Below are 17770 nucleotides of genomic sequence, written 5' to 3'. Positions count from 1 at the left end.
CTAGCGTTCCGGCTGAAATTGCTAGCAAAACGGCGATAGTTGAAGAAATGATGACGATAGTGTTAGCGCCCGGCTAGCGCGGGCAGGCGCCGCGGAAGGTCTTCGGCGTGCACCCGTACTCTTCCTTGAACAGCTTGTTGAAGTACGATACGTTGCCGTAGCCGACAGAATAGGCGATTTCCGCCACCGTTGCCGTATCCTTGGCGGCCAGCAGCCGCGCCGCCTCGGTCAGGCGCAGCTTGTTCAGATAGCTGCTGAAGGTGAAGCCCAGTTCGGTCTTCAGGATGTCGTAGATCTTGTTGCGGGTGACCCCGGTCTGCTCGACCACGCTGTCCAGGTCCAGTTCGGCGTCGGCGTAGTGGCTGGCGATGAACTGCAGGATGGCCGTCTTTTCCTTGTCGCGGTGCGGCTCCATCGATAGTTGCTGGTACGCAACAAACGGCAGGTCTTTCTGCAGCTTGCCTTTGACATCGTCGACCAGCGCCTGCGCGTGCTTCCTGAAGAACCACGCGCCAAAGCCGCTCCAGGCCAGCGCCAGCACCGCGCCGTACAGCAGCAGATAGCGGCGGTCGCGGCCCTTCAGTTCCAGCTCGCCGATCCGCACCGCCAGACTGGCGCCGCGCGGGCTCTGGAAGGTGCTGCCGATGGCGATCTTGGGCACCTTGTCGAGCTTGTAGGTTTGGCGCGACAGCGCCTGTCCGGCCATGGCGAACCACCACTGGGGCGTTTCCAGCCGGGTCAGGTCCAGCTCGACGCGCGAAGGATGCTCGTCGCAGGAAAAGTAGGCGATCGGCGTGCGGTAGCTGAGGAACTCCTGCTGTTTCGGCGTGCCGCCGACGAAGGTGGGAATGCTGAGCGCCAGCGTGTTGGCCGGCGAGCATTGCACCAGCAGCGAGATCGCGCTGTAGCGCGACAGATCCACATGGATGGGCTGTCCTTTGCTGTCGTGGAAAAACAATTCGGCGCCGGCGAAGGCGTCGACCGACTTCGCAATGCTGAAGTCGAAGCGCAGCTGCTGCCCGGCTTCGCGCAGCTGCATCAGGGCGGTGCCGCCCGGACGCGTATCCCAGCTGGGTTTGGCTTCCCAGGCCAGCGCGCTGTCGGCGGCGGGCAGCAGCGGCAGCTGCAAATAGCTCTGTTTCAGGCAGATGTAGCCGAGCACGACGCTTGCTGCAATCAAACCAAAGCACCCGACTAGCGCTTTTTTATAAAATTCATGCATTGAAAGCCTGGATCAGAGTGTATGACAGTCGCACGCCGGGCTGCCGGTCCGGCGCTGCACGCGATGTTACGCGTTCAATGGTCATATGGCAATAAGCGTACGGTTGGGTCCGCCGCCGAAAAAAAAGGGGCGGCCGCAGCCGCCCCAAAACTACCGGAGAGGTAGTTGGAGAGCACAAACGGGGACTGCGGGGCGCGCCCGGCACCGCAGCGCCGCGCCGCAGTCCTTGAGATGCATTGTCGGGGCAAGGTGCGGACGCGGCAATTGTCAAAACCATCAAGATCCCCATGAAATTGCGCAGGCCCAGGAAGCCGGCGACAAATCATTGAGCGGATTGGTAATTTTCATAATTGCGCGGCCATGCCGCGAGTCTCCACAATGGCTGGCTGATCCCAGCCCTGCAAACATCACGGAGACTTCGAATGCTGAAACGGACACTGCTCTCGCTGGCGTTGTCGTGCGCGACCGCCGCCGCGCAAACCCCGGCCGCCGGCCCGCCGCCCTTCCCCACCATCCTGTACGGCGCCGCCTACTACCACGAATACATGCCCTACGAGCGGCTGGACAAAGACGTGCAGATGATGAAGGAGGCCGGCTTCAACGTGGTGCGCCTGGGCGAATCGACGTGGAGCTTGTGGGAGCCGGAGGACGGCCGCTTCGACTACGCGTGGATGGACCGCGTCATCGACGCCATGGGCAAGGCCGGCATCAAGGTCATCATGGGCACGCCGACCTACTCGATCCCGGCCTGGATGGCCAGGCAGAACCCGGAAATCCTGGCCCGCAAGTTCAACGGCGCGCAGAACACCTACGGCATGCGGCAGAACATGAACACCGACTCGGCCGCCTACCGCTTCTACGCCGAACGCCTGATCCGCAAGATCGCCGCGCGCTACAAGGACAACCCGACCGTCATCGGCTGGCAGGTCGACAACGAGACCGGCAGCTACGGCGCCGCCAACGACGACGTGTTCGTGCGCTTCCAGCACTATCTGGAAAAGAAGTTCGGCACGCCGGAAAAGCTCAGCAAGGCCTGGTTCCTGAACTACTGGGGCCAGGACCTGCACAGCTGGACCGACCTGCCGCGCCCCGACGGCGCCCAGAGCACCGGCTACAAGCTGGAGTGGTCGCGCTGGGGCCAGATGCGCGTCACCGACTTCCTCGGCTGGCAGGCCGCGCTGATCCGCGAATGCGCCTCGCCGCGCCAGTTCGTCACCCATGATTTCGCCGGCGCCATGCACGGCGACGTCAACGAGGTGGACGTGGCGCGCGCGCTCGACACGCCGGCCGTCAACATCTACCACTGGGGCCAGCGCGAGTACTACAACGGCGCCGAGCAGACGCTGCAGGCGGACTTCACGCGCTCGCTCAAGCGCGGCAACTTCCTGGTCACCGAGACCAACGCCCAGACCACCGACTGGTCTTCGTCCTTCCAGTACCCGCCGTACGACGGCCAGTTCCGCGAAGACGTCTACACCCACCTGTCCAACGGCGCCAACATGGTCGAATACTGGCACTGGGCGTCGATCCACGCCAACCAGGAGACCTACTGGAAGGGCGTGCTGTCGCACGACATGGAACCCAACCGCGCCTACGCCGAGATGAGCCGCACCGGGCGCGAACTGCAAAAGATCGGCCCGCGGCTGGTGAACCTGAAGCTGCACAACGACGTCGCCATCCTGTGGAGCCGCGATTCGCTGAACGCCCTCAACGACATGCCCTTCGCCAAGGACTCGCAATGGGGCGGCGGCGGCACCAAGGCCGACTACGGCTCGCTGGTGCGCCAGATGCACCGCACGCTGTACGACCTGAACGTGGGGGCCGACTTCGTGTTTTCGGACACCCAGGATTTCTCGGCCTACAAGCTGCTGATCGTGCCGGCGCTGTACGTGGCGGACGACGCGCTGCTCCAGCGCATCAGCGACTACATCCGCAAGGGCGGGCGCGTGGTGATGACCTTCAAGAGCGGCTTCGCCAACGAAAACGCCGCCGTGCGCTGGACCATGGCGCCGGGCCCGCTGCGCGAGGCGCTCGGCTTCCACTATCAGGAATTCTCCAACCTGGCCCAGCCGCTGACGCTGAAGGGCGATCCCTACCAGGCCGGCGCGGACAACAAGGTGCAGCACTGGGCCGAGTTCCTGCAACTGGACACGGCCAAGGCGCTGGCCTGGTACGACCATCCGTTCTTCGGCCGCTGGCCCGCCATCACCGCCAACCAGTACGGCGCCGGCAAGGTGGTCTACGAGGGCACCTACCTGTCGGACAAATTGCAGAAGGCGGTGTTGCAGTCGTCGCTGCAGGAGCTGGGCATGCTGGCGCCGGAGCGGCAATTGCCGACCAACGTGCATGAGCGTTCGGGCGTCAACGGCTTTGGCCGCGCGCTGCGCTACTACTTCAACTATTCCGGCGCGGCGGTCAGCTTCAGCTACCGCCACCGGGCCGGCGTGGAGCTGCTGAGCTCGCGCCGCGTGCGGCCGGACGAGGCGCTGGAACTGGGTCCGTGGGAATTGGCGATCATCGAAGAGGACGGCCAGGCGGGCCGTCCCGATACGGCGCAGTAAGCGCGCAGGTGACCCGCGCGGTGCGGGTCACCGATCAACGGCCTGCGATCAGGCTTTCCTGCGGCGGCGCATGCAGGCCAGCAGGCCCAGGCCGGCGCCGAGCATCGCGTACGTGCCCGGTTCCGGCACGGCGCTGACGTCGATGTTGTCGAGCTGGTTGTAGACGCCCGAACTCAGGCGCAGCTCGCTGATGCCGTTCTGCGCCAGGCTCCAGCTCCCCTCGCCCTCCAGCACGCCGATCTGCCGGCCGTCGGCCGACAGCGCGCTGCTGTCGGCATAGTAGTCGAAGCCGGCCAGGTTGAAACGGCCGCCGCCGACCCGCGTCAGCGTGACGAAGGTCTGCGCGCCGTTTTCCAGGCCGTCGTGCCAGTTGTAGGTCTGCGGTTCGAACGTGCCGTCGCCGATGTGGGCCTGGCCGGCCGCCGCGTTGGGCGCGTTCAGGGTCAGCAGGAAACCGGCCTCCTCGTAGCTCAGGTTGTTGCCGTCGTAATGCATATTGGCGGGCAGCGCGCCGCTGTTGCCGTACACGACGAGCTCGGCCAGGCCGCTGAAGGTCAGGACGGCGGCGCCGGCGCTGCCGGCCGCCGCGCTCAGGCCGCACGCCAGGACCAGGGCGCCGGCGATGCTGGATAACTTCATGGATTTCAATTTATTCTCCGATACATAACAGGTTGAACGGGACCGGGCGGGGTGCCCGGCCCAAAAGATCAGTAGCTGAACATGACGCCGCGGCCGCCGCCGCTGAGGTACAGGCGCCCCGGCACGTTCTGGTCGGCCGCCAGCGTGCCTATGCCGCCGAACTGGTGCTTGTCATCGTTGAAGCGGGTCCAGCTGACGCCGCCGTCGTCGGAGCGGAACACGCCCGACACGCCGTTGATCACGCCGGCCACGTACACCGAGGCCGAGTACCTGGCGCCGGCCGGCGCCTTGCCCAGGGCGATCGAGGTGGCGCCGTACACGTCGGGCTGGTAGGTGGACTGGCCCCAGATCGGCGCCGCCGCGCTCAGCCGGGTCCAGGTCGCGCCCGAATCGAGCGAGTGCAGGATGCTCTTGCCGTCCGCCACCCAGATGTCGCCTTCCGCGTTCGGATTGACCGCCACCGAGGTCGCGTAGAAGTCGGCGGTCCACGAGTTGGCCGCGAACGCGGCGCTCTCGGTGAAGGTGTGGCCGCCGTCGGTCGAGGTGTAGAAGTGCGCCGTCTCCGACCACTGCACCCACCACGAGCCGCCCGAGTTGTAGGCATACACCTTGTTCGGGTTCTTGCGGTCGGCCACCAGCCGGTAGGCGCGGTCGATGCCCATGTGGTTCAGCGCCGGCAGGTTGGTGTAGGTCCAGCTGGCGCCGTTGTCGGTGGTGTAGGCCGGCGCCGAGTGGGACGGCGCCCAGATCACGTTGTTGAGTTTGGTGACGGCAAGATTGCCGGCGCCGCTGTCATTGGCCGCCGCGTCCGGATGGTTGGTCGGGAACACCTTCCAGGTCACGCCGGCATCGGTGGAATACGCGCCGGCCGCCGTGCTGTTCCAGACGTGGCTGCCGGTGGTGGCCATGTACGCCGGATTGGACCAGGCCATGTCCGAGCTGTAGGTGCTGTTGAACATGCCCCACGAGCCGCGCGTGGGCGACTTGAACAGTTCGGTCTGCACCGAGGTGCCGACGTCGCCGGCGCTGCGCAGCAGCGTGTAGCTGGCGCCCGGTGGCGGCGCCATCAGGGCGCTGGTGGCGACTTCCTCGATGCCCTCGGACGCGTTGGTCCAGGTCGGCTTGGCCGCCGACGCGTTGCGGGTTTCCCACACGCCGCCGCCGTGCACGTGGAGGATGTGCTCGGGATTGTTCGGATCGATCTCGACGTCGTCGGTCCAGCCGGAGAAGCCGGCGTCGGGCAGGTGCGGGGCCGTGGCGGCGATCTCGCGCCAGGTGGCGCCGGCGTCGTCCGAGAGCTGCACCACCGGCTGGCCGTCGTAGTTGCCCCAGGAGTTGGTGACGCCCAGCGCGATGCGGGTGGTCGCGCCGCTGCCCGACACCGACAGCCCGCCCATGCCGAAGTTGACCCACTGCTCGGTGTCGTACTTCTTCAACAGCGTCCAATGACTGCCGTCGAACTTGTACAGCCGGGACGGGCCGCCGGCGCCGGGGCCGGTGTCCTTGGTAAAGGCCACGTACATCATGCCGTCCTTGTTGCGCACCATGTGCGGCACATAGAAGCCGGCGACGTCGGCCGGCGTGGCGATGCCGCTCCAGGTGGCGCCGCCGTCGGTGGTCTTGTACATGCTGTAGCCCAGGCCGGCCACCGCCGCGTAGTCCGGCGCGACGGCGGTGTAGATGGTCTGGGTGGCGCTGCCGCTGCCCTTGGTGTCGGTGTCGAAGATCACCTGCTCGAAGCCGACCACGCCGCTCCAGAACACGGCGTTGATTTCATCCTTGCTCATATTGTGCGAGGCCAGCGAGGTCAGCTGGGTCCAGCTGCGGCCGTAGTCGCCGCTCTTCCACAGGCCGTTGGCGCGCGTGGCGTAGAACAGGATCGAAGGCTGGTTGGGGTCCACCATCAGCCGTTCGCCGACGGCGCGGCCCTGGTTGTTGCTGCCCGCCGAGAACGGCAGGTCGACGTGCTGCCAGTTGTCGCCGCGGTCGGTGGAGATGTACAGGCGCGCGTTGGGGCTGTCCGACAAATACATGCCGGTGCTCATGTAGACGCGCTGGTCGTCGTTCGGGTCGAGCGCCATGGTCTCGCTGCCGTGGTAGAAGCCCTCGGTGGCGCCGAAGCCATCGGTGATCGCCAGCCAGGCCTTGCTGGCGGCGTCCCAGCGGTAGGCGCCGCCGATGTCGGTGCGCGCGTACAGCACGTTCGGACTGGTGGGGTGATAGATCAGGCCGGGCACGTAGCCGCCGCCGCCGAACTTCACGCTGGCCCAGCGGGTGGGCGCCGGCGCCTTGGCCGTCCCGCCCATCCTGAGCGAGGCCGTGGCCTGCGCCGGCGCGGCGCTGTCGCCGCCGCTGCCGCCGCAGCCGGCCAGCAAGCCTGCCAGCAGGCCGGTCACGGCCGCGAGTTGTCTCTTATTCATATTTTTTAGCTCCAAGGAAAGTGCTGCATCACTACGAACAAAAATCGGACCGCGCCGGGCCCGACGCAGTGCCGCTACTGCCTGGTGTCAGCCAGCCTGTCCAGGCGCGGACGGCTCGCTCTCGCTGAGCAGCTGCCGCACATAGCGCGTATGGTCGGGCATGGCGTTGACGGTGTGCGCGATGGTCTGGCGCAGCTGGTGGAAATGCGCGTGCAATTTGCGCAAGTCCATCTGGTTGATGAGCGGATCGTCGGCGCCGGGCGTCACGCCCAGTCCGGCCAGGATGGAGACGTGCGACGACACGCCGAAGCCCTGCGGGTCGTAGATGGCGACCCGCCCGGTTTCCCGGAACAGCGCGATCTGGTGCCTGAGCGTTTCGGGGATGGCCATGTTGGCGCAATAGCGCCAGAACTCGGAATCGCTGCGCCCGGTCAGCTTGTAGTGCAGCACGATGAAGTCGCGCACGCTCTCGTAGCGGTAGGCCGCCAGGCGGTTGAACTCGTCGGCCAGCTCAGGGCGGAAATCGCGGTCCGGGAACAGCTCCAGCAGCCAGCCCACCGCGTTTTCGATGAGGTTGATGCTGGTCGATTCCAGCGGTTCCAGGAAACCGCTCGACAGGCCGATGGCGACGCAGTTCTTGATCCAGCACTTGCGGCGGCGGCCGGTGGTGAAGCGCAGCTGGCGCGGCGCGTCAAGCGCGCGGCCGTCCAGGCCCGCCAGCAGCACGCGCCCCGCTTCCTCGTCCGTGGTGAAGCCGTCGCAGTAGACGTGGCCGTTGCCGGTGCGGTGCTGCAGCGGAATGCGCCAGGTCCAGCCTGCGCTGCGGGCGGTCGACAGGGTGTACGGGGTCAGCTGTGCGGCGGCGGCGCACGGCACGGCCTGCGCGCTATTGCAGGGCAACATGGCGCTCCAGTCGTCGTAGCCGGCCTGGTAGACGCCTTCGATCAGCAGGCCGCGAAAGCCCGAGCAGTCGACGAACAGGTCGCCCTCGACCCGGCGGCCGTCGCGCAGCGTGACGGCGACGATGTTGCCGCTGTGCGGATGCTGCTCGACCGCGGTGATCGTGCCCTCGATGCGGCCGACGCCGCGCTGCATCGCATAGTCGCGCAGGTAGGCGGCATACAGGCCGGCGTCGAAATGGAAGGCGTAGGAATAGGCGTTGGTGGGCCCCGGCCGCTCGCCGTGCGGCGGCGCGAAACGCTGATGGCGCGCCATCACGCTGGCGACCGACCAGTCCTCGTACGAGGGCATGTCGTGGAAGGCGCGCGCCAGCCGCTGCCAGTACTGGTAGGCGGAGCGGTATTCGATGGCCGGCACGAAATCGCCGAAGCCGTGGAAAAAGCGGTTGCCCAGATGGCCCCAGTCCTTGAACTCGATGCCGAGCTTGAAGGTGGCCCGCGTCTTCAGCACGAAGTCGACCGGGTCCAGGCCGAGCGCCTGGTTGAAGTTGCGGATGGTGGGCAGCGTCGCCTCGCCGACGCCGACGGTGCCGATGTCGGGCGACTCCACCACCACGATCTCGCAGGCGGCGCCCAGCTTGAGCGCCAGCGGCGCGGCGCTCATCCAGCCGGCGGTGCCGCCGCCGACGATCACGATCTTGCGGATAGCCTTATCGGACATGTCTGTCTCCGTGTAGTTATTCTTGCCCGTCCATGGCGACATCTTATGCATAAATGCGCGCCGCCCGAATTACAAAAATCACCAACGCCGACATCATTTATCACAACCGCCGTCGCCGCCGTCGCCGGCCCAAACCAGCGGTGATACCATCGCCGCAACCCGCCCGCATACGCAGCGCGGCGTCTGCAAACCATAGGAAGATCACCATGAAACATCGATACCGGTCCACCGCCATCGCGGCGGCCGTGAGCGCCGCCCTGTCGCTGCACGCCCTCGCGGCGGCGGCCGGCGCCGAGCCCGGACAGCGGGCCAGGGAGCTGCTGGCGCGCATGACGCTGGAAGAAAAAGCCAGCCAGCTGCAACACGATTCGCCGGCCATCGCGCGCCTGGCCATCCCCGGCTACAACTGGTGGAACGAGGGCCTGCACGGCGTGGCCCGCGCCGGCAACGCCACCGTGTTCCCGCAGGCCATCGGCCTGGCGGCGACCTGGAACCATGCGCTCGTCGCCAGGGTCGGCGACACGGTCGCCACCGAGTTCCGCGCCAAGTACCTGGAGGCGGTGGGCGCCGACGGCGGCAGCGCCATCTACCGCGGCCTGACGGTGTGGTCGCCCAACGTCAACATCTTCCGCGATCCGCGCTGGGGCCGCGGCCAGGAGACCTATGGCGAGGATCCCTACCTGACCTCGCGCATCGGCGTCGCCTATGTGCGCGGCCTGCAGGGCGACGATCCCGGCGCGCCCAAGGTGTCGGCCACGGTCAAGCACTTCGCGGTGCACAGCGGGCCGGAGTCGGACCGCCACCGGGAGGACGTCCATCCGTCGCCGCACGACCTGACCGAGACCTATCTGCCTGCCTTCCACGCCACCGTCACCGAAGGCAAGGCGCTGTCCGTCATGTGCGCCTACAACGCGGTGGACGGCGTGCCGGCCTGCGCCAGCGAGAGCCTGCTCAAGGACTACCTGCGCGGCGCATGGAAATTCCAGGGCCATGTGGTGTCCGATTGCGGCGCCGTGGCCGACATCCACAGCGACGGCGCGCACCGCTACACCGGCACGCCCGAGCAGGCGGTGGCGGCCGCCATCAAGGCCGGCACCGACGTGTTCTGCGAATTCGGCGGCGCGCCGACGGCGGCCGCCGCCACCACGGTGCGCGCCGTGCGCCAGGGCCTGCTGGCCGAGGCCGACGTCGACCGCGCCGTGCTGCGCCTGCTCGAAGCGCGCATCCGCCTGGGGCTGCTGGAGACGCCCGGCCAGCGGCCGTTCCAACAGATCACCGCCAAGGATTACGACACCCCGGCAAACCGCGGCCTGAACCTGGAGACCGCGCGCCAGTCGCTGGTGCTGCTGAAGAACGACGGCCTGCTGCCCTTGCGCAACGCGCCGCAACGCATCGCCGTGATCGGTCCGAATGCCGACAGCGTCGATGCCCTGGTCGGCAATTACAACGGCACGCCGTCGCGCCCGGTCACCGTGCTGCAAGGCCTGCGCGCCAGGTTCCCGACGGCGCAGGTGAGCTACGTCGAAGGCACCGGCTGGGTCGCGCCGCCGCTGCAGGACGTGCCGGCGGCCAGCCTGTGCCTGGACGCGGCGTGCAGCCAGCCCGGCGTCAAGCTCGAGCGCTACGACAACCCCGGCCTGGACGGCGCGCCCTCCTCGGTCGAGACCGTCGCCAGGGCGGAACTCAAATGGGGCTGGCCGAACGCCCACGACCGCAACAGCTCGGCGCGCTGGAGCGGCTACCTGCGCGCCACCGAGAGCGGCGTGCACAATTTCCGGCTGAAGAGCAACCAGGGCTACCGCATCCGCATCGACGGCCAGCTGGTCACCGACCTGTGGGACCTGGCCTGGCCGACCTCCAAAACCGGGCTCGACCTTGTTGCCGGCAAGCTCTACCGGATCGAGATCGAGGCCCGCCAGAGCGGCTGGGACGGCGAGCAGCAGCTGCAATGGACCAAGCCCAGCTTTGACGATACGGCGGCGCTGGAGGCGGCCCGCCAGGCCGACCTGGTGGTCTACGTCAGCGGCTTGAACTGGCAGCTGGAGGGCGAGGAAATGACGGTGCACGCGCCCGGCTTCGCCGGCGGCGACCGCACCAGCATCGACCTGCCCGCCCCGCAGGAGGCGCTGCTGGAGCGGCTGGGCGCGCTCGGCCGGCCGCTGGTGCTGGTCAATATGAGCGGCAGCGCCATGGCCCTGAACTGGGCCGACCGCAAGGTCCCCGCCATCATCCAGGCCTGGTATCCGGGCGGCGAAGGCGGACAGGCCATCGCCGAACTGATCGCCGGCGACTACAGCCCCGCCGGCCGGCTGCCGGTGACCTTCTACAAGTCCGCCGCCGACTTGCCGCCGTTCAAAGACTACGGCATGCGGGGACGCACCTACAAATACTTCAAGGGCGAGCCGCTGTACCCCTTCGGCTACGGGCTGAGCTACACGCACTTCAGCTATGCGGCCGGCGCGGCCACGCCGAAGACGGTGTGCGCCGGCTGCGAGCTCCGGCTCACGGTCGCCGTGAAGAACGACGGCCGGCGCGCCGGCGACGAGGTGGTGCAAGTGTACGCCACCCGGCCCGGCGACGCGGCGCCCAACGCCACGCTGGTCGGCTTCACCCGCGTCACGCTGAAGCCGGGCGAGCGGCGGCAGCTGAGCTTCAAGCTGGACGGCAATGCCTTGAGCACGGTCGACGCGGCCGGCAAGCGCAGCGTCGAAGCCGGTCCCGCCACCGTGTGGATAGGCGGCGGACAGCCGGACGGCGCCACCGTCGCCCGCCCCTCGTCCGGCGTCAGCCTGCGGCTGACCGTCAAGGGGCGCCGCGAGCTGCCGCCGTTCTGAGGGAAGGCGCCTAGGGCGCCGCTTCCTGCACGGCCACCACCACGATGGCCTTGGCCGGCAGTCTCAGCGTCAGCTTGCCCTCCCTGGCCGTGGCCGTGAACGGCGCCGGACGGACTGCGTCCGGCGCGGCGAACGTGTTGTGCGCATCCATTGCGCCGGCGGTCAGCACCGTGCCGGACGCCGAACCGGCGCTGACGCCGGCCACGTCGACGGCCACCTCGGCCGCCTCCCTCGGATTGGTGTTGACCAGCGCCAGATACAGCTTGCCGTCCTTGCCGCGCGCGGCGGAAGCGCTGACGGCCGGCATGCTGACGCCGCCAAAAGTATAGGCCGGATTGTTCGCCAGCCGGACCGGCACCGAGGTCGCATCCTGGAACGGAACGTACATCTTGAACGCATGATAGGTCGGCGTCAGCACCATCCTGTCGCCGTCGGTGCGTATCATGGCCTGCAGCACGTTGACCATCTGCGCGATGCTGGTCATGCGCACGCGGCCGGCGTGGGCGTGGAAGATGTTGAAGTTGAGCGCGGCCACCACGGCGTCGCGCAACGAATTCTGCTGCACCAGGAAACCCGACCGGCTGCCCTCCTCGGCGTCGTACCAGGTGCCCCATTCGTCGACCACGAAGGCCAGCTTGTTCTGCTTGTCGTGCTGGTCCATTTTGGCGACGTTGCCGGCGATGAAGCCCTCCATGCGCTGCGTCTGCTGCAGCGTCCAGATCCAGCGTCCTTCGTCGAAGCCCAGCGCGCCGTACTTGCCGTTGCCGTCGGCGCCGGGCGAGGTGTAGTAGTGGAAGGAGACCCCGTCCAGCCGGGCCTGGACTTTGGAGCTCAGGTAATCGGTCCAGCTGGTGTCGTCGTCGTGGCCGCCGGCGGCGATGAACTGCGTGGCGCCGCCCGGCGCCGGATGCAGGAAACTGGCATAGCGGCTGTATTCACGGGCGTACTGCTCGACCTGCATATTGCCGCCGCAGCCCCAAGCCTCGTTGCCGACGCCGAAAAAGGCCAGCTTGTACGGCGCCGGATGGCCGTTGCGGGCGCGCAGCGCGGCCAGGCTGGACTTGCCGCCGGCGGTCAGGTACTCGACCCACTCGGCCATTTCCTGCACGCTGCCGGAGCCGAGGTTGCCGTTGACGTAAGCGTCGGCGCCAAGCTGCTCGACCAGTTCGAAAAACTCGTGCGTGCCGACCGCGTTGTCCTCGTCGACGCCGCCCCAGTTGGTGTTGATGCGCACCGGCCGACTGGCGCGCGGGCCGATGCCGTCGCGCCAATGGTACTGGTCGGCGAAGCAGCCGCCCGGCCAGCGCACCACCGGCACGTGCAGCTCCCTCAGCGCGGCCACCACGTCGTTGCGCCAGCCGCGGGTATTGGGAATGGCGGACTCCGGCCCCACCCACAGGCCGCCGTAGATGCCGGTGCCGAGATGCTCGGCGAACTGGCCGTAGACGTACTTGCTGATGACCGGCCCCGGCTTGGCGGCCTCGATCGTGACGCCGACCTCGGCCGCCGCCGGCAACGTGGCGAAGGCGGCGAACACGGCGGCCATGCCGGCGGCCAGCGCCGGCAATCTGATGTGCTTCATTCTGTCTCCCGGTTGTCAATAGCTGCCCATGCGGACCTTCAGCGTGATCGGCTGGCCGGTGAAGTTGAGCCCATGGTCGGTCTGGTCGCCATTCCAGTTGCGCTCCATCACCCACTTGCCCTGCGCATCGAAATGCCCCTCCTCGACGCGGGCGAACATATACGGCTTGCCGGCGTTGGCGCCGGTGCCGTCGAGATGGATACGCACATGCTGCCCGAACAGCACGAACTCGTTGTCGCCGATCTGGGCCACCGCCACCCCGCCCGACGGCGACTCGGTGCCCGGCGGAGCGTCCGTGATGTGGGCCGGATCGGGCTGGCCGCCCAGCTGCCACTCGCGGAACGAGGCCTTGATGTTCCAGCCTTTGAACGTCAGCGTCTGCGGCGTGCGTGCCTCGGTTTCGGCCAGGCCGTCGGTGCGCCCTTCCAGCGCCCAGCGCGCCCACTGCCGGGCCATCGGGCGGAACGCTTCGTAGATCCTGCCGAAGGGTTCGGCCATGGATTTATCCTTGAGCTTGGAGCCCAGCGGATAGTTGCTGTAGTCGGCGTAGTCGACGCCGAAGGGCGCCACGCCGATCGCGCCGCGCCCCAGGATCGGGTAGACGTAGCGCGCATAGTGCTGGGCGTTGCCCATCTCCGGCACGAACAGCGCGTTGTCGCGGCGCTGGAACTGCTCCAGCGTGGCCGCCACCTTGTTCGACTCGGACACATAGATGTCCGGCGCGACCACGTCGATATGCGGCGCGGCCGCCTTGTAGATGTCGATCACGTCGTAGCCCGGACCGCCGCTGGCGAAGTTGCCCTTCCACGGCGCCATCGGCTCGACCGGATCGCGCAGCGCATTGTTGACGTACATCGGCAGGTCGTACACCGCGCGCCCCGCCTTGGCGACCTGCTCGATGTGGCTGGCGATCGCATAGGCGTGGAAATACTCGTCGGCATACGGGCCGTAGACCTCGGACCAGCTGCCGCTGGCGGCGCCGGGCAGCGGCGACTTCTTGCGCGCCAGCACCGCCGGCGGCACCGGCTGGCGGAACGCGGCCTCGCCCGCCGGGCTGAAGTCGCGCACCGTGCCGTAGGTGCCGACCTCGTTCTCGACCTGCACCATGATCACGGTGCGCTGCTCGTCGATCTTTTTCAGGTGGCCCATCAGCGCGACAAAGGCCCGGGTGTCGGCCTTGACGGTTTGCTCGCTCAGCGGCGACAGGCAGTAGCTGTTCTTGCCGTCCTTGTCGATCATGCGCGGGAAGCGCCGGTTGTCGAACTTCACCCATTCGGGCGTGTAGGCCGGCCCGGTGTTCTTCCAGCTGCCGAACCACAGCAGCACCAGCCGCACCTTGTTCTGGCGCGCCTCGGCCACCAGCGTGTCGACGTAGCTGAAATCGAACTTGCCTTCGACCGGCTCGATCTGTTCCCAGGCCACCGGGATCTCCAGCGTGTTGGCGTGGGCATCCTTGACGGCGGCCCAGACCTTGCCCAGCGCGGCCGGATAGTTGCTCGAATTATGGGCCTGCACGCCCAACATGATGTACGGCTGGCCGTCGACCATCAGCGCATGGCGGCCATCGTTTTGCACCAGCCGGGGCAAGACGCCGGCCTGCGCGCAGGCGGTGGGAACGGCGGTGGAAATGGCGAGCGCGCCCAGCGCGCCAAGCAGATAGTTGGGGGTTTTCTTCATGAGATGGGATAGGAAGGTACGCCAAAACGAAATGGCCTCCCGCCGCCGGCAGCGGCAGCGGGAGGCCGCGGAAAAAAGCGCTTAGAACGAATAGTTCAGCTGCGCCCCGAAGCTGCGGCCGGTGTAAAACGCGGAGCGCAACTTCATGCCGATCTGCTGCTGCATGTACTGCTTGTAGACCTGGTTGGTCAGATTGCCGACCTGGGCGCCCATGCGCAGGTTGTCGGTGATTTTGTACTGGAAGCCGAAGTCCACCTGGCCGTAGGCGCCGCCCCAGGTCGGCAAACCGTAGTTAACCGAGTAGGCGTTGCCCTGGTTCGGGCTGGCCGGGTTGCGGTCGATGCCGTCGCCGCCGGCGGTGCCGTAGGCATTGGTCGACTGCAGGTACTTGCCGCGCCAGCTGTACGCCAGGCGCATCGACAGCGGGCCTTTGTCATACAGCAGCGCCGCGTTGAACGAGTTCCGCGACATCCCCGACAGCGGCATGTTGCCGAACACCCGGCCGTCGGTGTCGCAACCCTGCAGGTTGCGCACCTGGTTGGCGTTCAGCGTGTCCTTCGGCGTGCACCAGGTGCCGGTCACCGGATCGTGGTAGGTGGTGCTGCTGTCGATATAGGTGTAGTTGCCCGACACCCCGAGGCCGGACCACAGGCCGGGCAGCTTGTCGAAATAGGTCTGGAAGCCCGCTTCAAGGCCGCTGACGCGCGCGTCCATCCCGTTGACCGGTCCGCTGACCATGAAGTCGTAGGTCTTGCCGTTCACGTCCTGCAGCGGGTAGACCGTGGTCTGGCCGATGACCAGGTCCTTCAGGTACTTGCTGAACACACCCAGCGTCGCCGAACTGGCGCGGCCGAAGTAGTACTCCGCCGTCAGGTCGATGTTGTTGGCCATGACCGGCTTGAGCGCCGTGTTGCCGCGCAGGTTGCCGGTGTACGAGATCGAATCGACCACCGGCTGCTGGTTGTCGCCGGGCGGCGTATGGGTTTTCACGTCCATGCCCAGCGTGGTGTAGGCCTGCAGCTGGTAGAAGTCCGGCCGCGACATGCCGCGCGACAAGGCCATGCGGAACTGCAGTTCGTCGCTGACCTTCATCCGCAGGTTCAGGCTCGGCAACACCTTGACATAGGTGTTCTCGAAGCTCTGCTTCTGCGACGACGCCGGGATGTCCGGCACGCCCGGCAGCAGCGGCTTTTTCGGCGGATCGAACAGCGTGTAGCCGACCGATTCCGGATTGGTGCGCACCACCCGCACGCCGACGTTGCCGTCGATCGGGTACGGCGCTTTTTCAACATTGAAGCGCAGCTGGGCGTAGGCCGCCTGGGTGCGTTCGTGCTGCTCGTTCAGGCCGGTGGCGTCGCCGTACGGCGGCAGCTTCCAGCTGCAATCGTTGGTGCGGCCGGTGGCGTTGGCTTCCTGGCACAGCGTGGTGAAGTAGCTGTGCAGCTTGGCGATGGCGTCGAGCGAACCGGTCAGCGCCATGTCCGGCACGATCACCGCCGCCGGCTTGGGCGCGGTGCCGCCGAAGAAGTTATTGAACTGGTAAAGGCCGGTGTTGCCGGCGAAGCGGGGATCGCCCAGGCCGGCGAACTGGGCCAGCGGCTGCCACGAGTTGGGGCCGACCGCCCAGCCCTGCGAGATCTGGGTCCATTCCGAATCGTGGGTGGACTGCGTCAGCGACGAGCGCTCGGTGGCGCGCAGGCCGAAGCGCAGGTCGCTGAGCACCGGGTGGTCGAAGGTGAACTTGGCGTCGATGCGCGCGGTGTTCATCTTCGCCGTCGCCACGTCCTTGTGCACCTGGGTGAAGCCCCAGTAGTAGTGCGACGGATCGGCCAGGTAGTCCTGGGCCGTCTTGTCGAAGGTGAAGGACGGCAGGCTGCCGCCCAGGCTCACCGTCTGGCCGGGCACCCAGCCGCCCAGGCCGATCGTGTTGTCGTAGCCTTCGGTCTTGGCCTGCACGTGCTGCAGGTCGGCCTTGAAGGTCCAGGCGTTGCTGGCATGCCAGGTGCCGGACCAGGACAGGTCGCGCGTGTCGGAATCGCGGCCGCTGGACCGCGCGTCGGTGCCGAAGCCCAGGCCGGTGCCGAAGCCGACGCCGCTGTTGGTGGTGTCGCGCAGCGTGCCGGTCACCAGCGCGCCGCGGTCGTCGAAGACGGCGCCCGGATCGACCGACAGCGTGGCCGGATTGGTGCCGACAAAGAAGGAGTTCTCGCCCGTGTGCATCTTGTACTTGGAACGCAGGAAGGTCAGGTAGGACATCAGGTCGCCCTTCTTCCACTGCAGCGCGCCGTACAGGCCGTCGCGGGTGCGCTCATAGGTGTTCGAACCCCACGACGCGCCCGGCGTCACCCAGCGCATCTTGTTGTCGCCGGCGACCAGGTCGTTGCGCGAAATGTAGGGGCTGATCGACATGCTGTCGCTCTGGCTGGCGATCTTCGAATGCGCCAGATCGATCAGCAGGCCGAATTGGCCGAGGTCGGTTTCCCAGCGGTCCGAGTACAGGCCCGACAGCGACGGCGGCGACACCTTCTTGCGCAGCGACGAACCGGAAACGTCGGTCGACAGCGCGAACTTGCGTCCCTTGCTGTCGAACGGCAGCGCGGTGCGCAGGTTGACCAGGCCGCCGATGCCGCCTTCGATCTGCTCGGCGGACGGATTCTTGTAGACGTCCACGCCGGCCATCAGTTCCGGCGGCACGTCCTCGAAGCTGAGCGAACGCCCGCCGTTGGCGGAGAACGAGTCGCGGCCGTTGAACTCGGAACGGACCTGGCCCGAGCCCAGCCCGCGGATCGACACGCCGGTGCCTTCGGCGGCGAAGTGGGCGATGCCGTCGCCGACGCCCTGCTGCGGATCGACCCGGTTCATGGTGCGGTCGATGGTCACGCCCGGCATGCGCTGCAGCACCTCGGTCACCGACCGGTCGGGCAGCTTGCCGATGTCGTCGGCGACCACCGAATCGAGAATCTCGTCGGCGTTCTTCTTGATGTTCTGGGCCGAGTCCAATGCGCCGCGCTGGCCGGACACGATCACGGTCACCGTCTTGTCATCGCCGGCGGTCTTGCTTGCCGGCGCGGTTTGCGCCAGCGCGGCGCCGCTGGCCATCAGGACCAACTGGGCCACCCCAACTGCGATTGCTGTCTTTTTTAAATTTGTCATTTTAATTGTCTCCATTTCGTTCCTGCACCTGTGCAGTAAGGCTCATTCTCTGGAATGCCCCT

The 17770-nt window shown here is 67.1% G+C and carries 9 protein-coding genes; 2 read left to right on the top strand and 7 right to left on the bottom strand.

Going from position 1 to position 17770, the window contains the following annotated elements; translation table 11 throughout:
- Nucleotides 1-73 precede the first annotated feature (73 nt).
- Complete coding sequence (locus tag RUGAMON1_RS02405) at nucleotides 74-1180, bottom strand: helix-turn-helix transcriptional regulator (protein ID WP_445228979.1); 1107 nt, start codon at nucleotides 1178-1180, stop codon at nucleotides 74-76.
- 464 nt (nucleotides 1181-1644) lie between these two features.
- Between RUGAMON1_RS02405 and RUGAMON1_RS02400 the strand changes: the two genes are divergently transcribed.
- Nucleotides 1645-3783, top strand: a complete 2139-nt coding sequence (locus RUGAMON1_RS02400; protein ID WP_445228978.1) for a beta-galactosidase — start codon at nucleotides 1645-1647, stop codon at nucleotides 3781-3783.
- Between the two features lie 48 nt (nucleotides 3784-3831).
- Here RUGAMON1_RS02400 and RUGAMON1_RS02395 read toward each other — a convergent pair whose 3' ends face one another.
- The 3 genes from RUGAMON1_RS02395 to RUGAMON1_RS02385 all read right to left on the bottom strand — a co-directional run bounded on the left by RUGAMON1_RS02395 (nucleotide 3832) and on the right by RUGAMON1_RS02385 (nucleotide 8462).
- The gene (locus RUGAMON1_RS02395) at nucleotides 3832-4422 is read right to left on the bottom strand and encodes a PEP-CTERM sorting domain-containing protein (protein ID WP_445228977.1); all 591 of its coding nucleotides are present in this window, start codon (nucleotides 4420-4422) and stop codon (nucleotides 3832-3834) included.
- Between the two features lie 68 nt (nucleotides 4423-4490).
- Entirely contained in the window at nucleotides 4491-6842 is a 2352-nt protein-coding gene (locus RUGAMON1_RS02390) for a dockerin (protein ID WP_445228976.1), read from the bottom strand.
- Between the two features lie 87 nt (nucleotides 6843-6929).
- Nucleotides 6930-8462: a tryptophan halogenase family protein gene (locus RUGAMON1_RS02385; protein WP_445228975.1), complete on the bottom strand. Its 1533-nt coding sequence runs from the start codon at nucleotides 8460-8462 to the stop codon at nucleotides 6930-6932.
- 206 nt (nucleotides 8463-8668) lie between these two features.
- On the opposite strand from RUGAMON1_RS02385, the gene RUGAMON1_RS02380 reads away from it, so the two are divergent.
- Entirely contained in the window at nucleotides 8669-11296 is a 2628-nt protein-coding gene (locus RUGAMON1_RS02380; RefSeq protein WP_445228974.1) for a glycoside hydrolase family 3 C-terminal domain-containing protein, read from the top strand.
- Between the two features lie 10 nt (nucleotides 11297-11306).
- On the opposite strand, the gene RUGAMON1_RS02375 is transcribed toward RUGAMON1_RS02380, so the two are convergent.
- From RUGAMON1_RS02375 to RUGAMON1_RS02365, 3 genes are all read right to left on the bottom strand, one after another.
- Complete coding sequence (locus RUGAMON1_RS02375) at nucleotides 11307-12878, bottom strand: alpha-N-arabinofuranosidase (protein WP_445228973.1); 1572 nt, start codon at nucleotides 12876-12878, stop codon at nucleotides 11307-11309.
- 15 nt (nucleotides 12879-12893) lie between these two features.
- Nucleotides 12894-14555 carry a DUF5597 domain-containing protein gene (locus RUGAMON1_RS02370; protein WP_445228972.1) on the bottom strand — a complete coding sequence of 554 codons (1662 nt, stop codon included), beginning with the start codon at nucleotides 14553-14555 and terminating at the stop codon, nucleotides 12894-12896.
- 81 nt (nucleotides 14556-14636) lie between these two features.
- Nucleotides 14637-17708 (bottom strand): TonB-dependent receptor, encoded by a 3072-nt coding sequence (locus tag RUGAMON1_RS02365; protein WP_445228971.1) that lies wholly within the window; start codon nucleotides 17706-17708, stop codon nucleotides 14637-14639.
- Nucleotides 17709-17770: the final 62 nt, after the last annotated feature.

Origin of the sequence: Duganella rhizosphaerae (assembly GCF_040364205.1) — a bacterium.
Classification (GTDB): domain Bacteria; phylum Pseudomonadota; class Gammaproteobacteria; order Burkholderiales; family Burkholderiaceae_D; genus Rugamonas; species Rugamonas rhizosphaerae.
Note: the sequence above shows the minus strand (reverse complement) of the source record. Positions and strands in the feature narration are given on the sequence as shown.

What these genes read in the sequence shown, in the direction of transcription:
- RUGAMON1_RS02400 (WP_445228978.1), top strand. Translation starts at nt 1,645, where the DNA reads ATGCTGAAACGGACACTGCTCTCGCTGGCGTTGTCGTGCGCGACCGCC.
- RUGAMON1_RS02370 (WP_445228972.1), bottom strand. Translation starts at nt 14,555, where the DNA reads ATGAAGAAAACCCCCAACTATCTGCTTGGCGCGCTGGGCGCGCTCGCC.
- RUGAMON1_RS02395 (WP_445228977.1), bottom strand. Translation starts at nt 4,422, where the DNA reads ATGAAGTTATCCAGCATCGCCGGCGCCCTGGTCCTGGCGTGCGGCCTG.
- RUGAMON1_RS02375 (WP_445228973.1), bottom strand. Translation starts at nt 12,878, where the DNA reads ATGAAGCACATCAGATTGCCGGCGCTGGCCGCCGGCATGGCCGCCGTG.
- RUGAMON1_RS02385 (WP_445228975.1), bottom strand. Translation starts at nt 8,462, where the DNA reads ATGTCCGATAAGGCTATCCGCAAGATCGTGATCGTCGGCGGCGGCACC.
- RUGAMON1_RS02390 (WP_445228976.1), bottom strand. Translation starts at nt 6,842, where the DNA reads ATGAATAAGAGACAACTCGCGGCCGTGACCGGCCTGCTGGCAGGCTTG.
- RUGAMON1_RS02365 (WP_445228971.1), bottom strand. Translation starts at nt 17,708, where the DNA reads ATGACAAATTTAAAAAAGACAGCAATCGCAGTTGGGGTGGCCCAGTTG.
- RUGAMON1_RS02380 (WP_445228974.1), top strand. Translation starts at nt 8,669, where the DNA reads ATGAAACATCGATACCGGTCCACCGCCATCGCGGCGGCCGTGAGCGCC.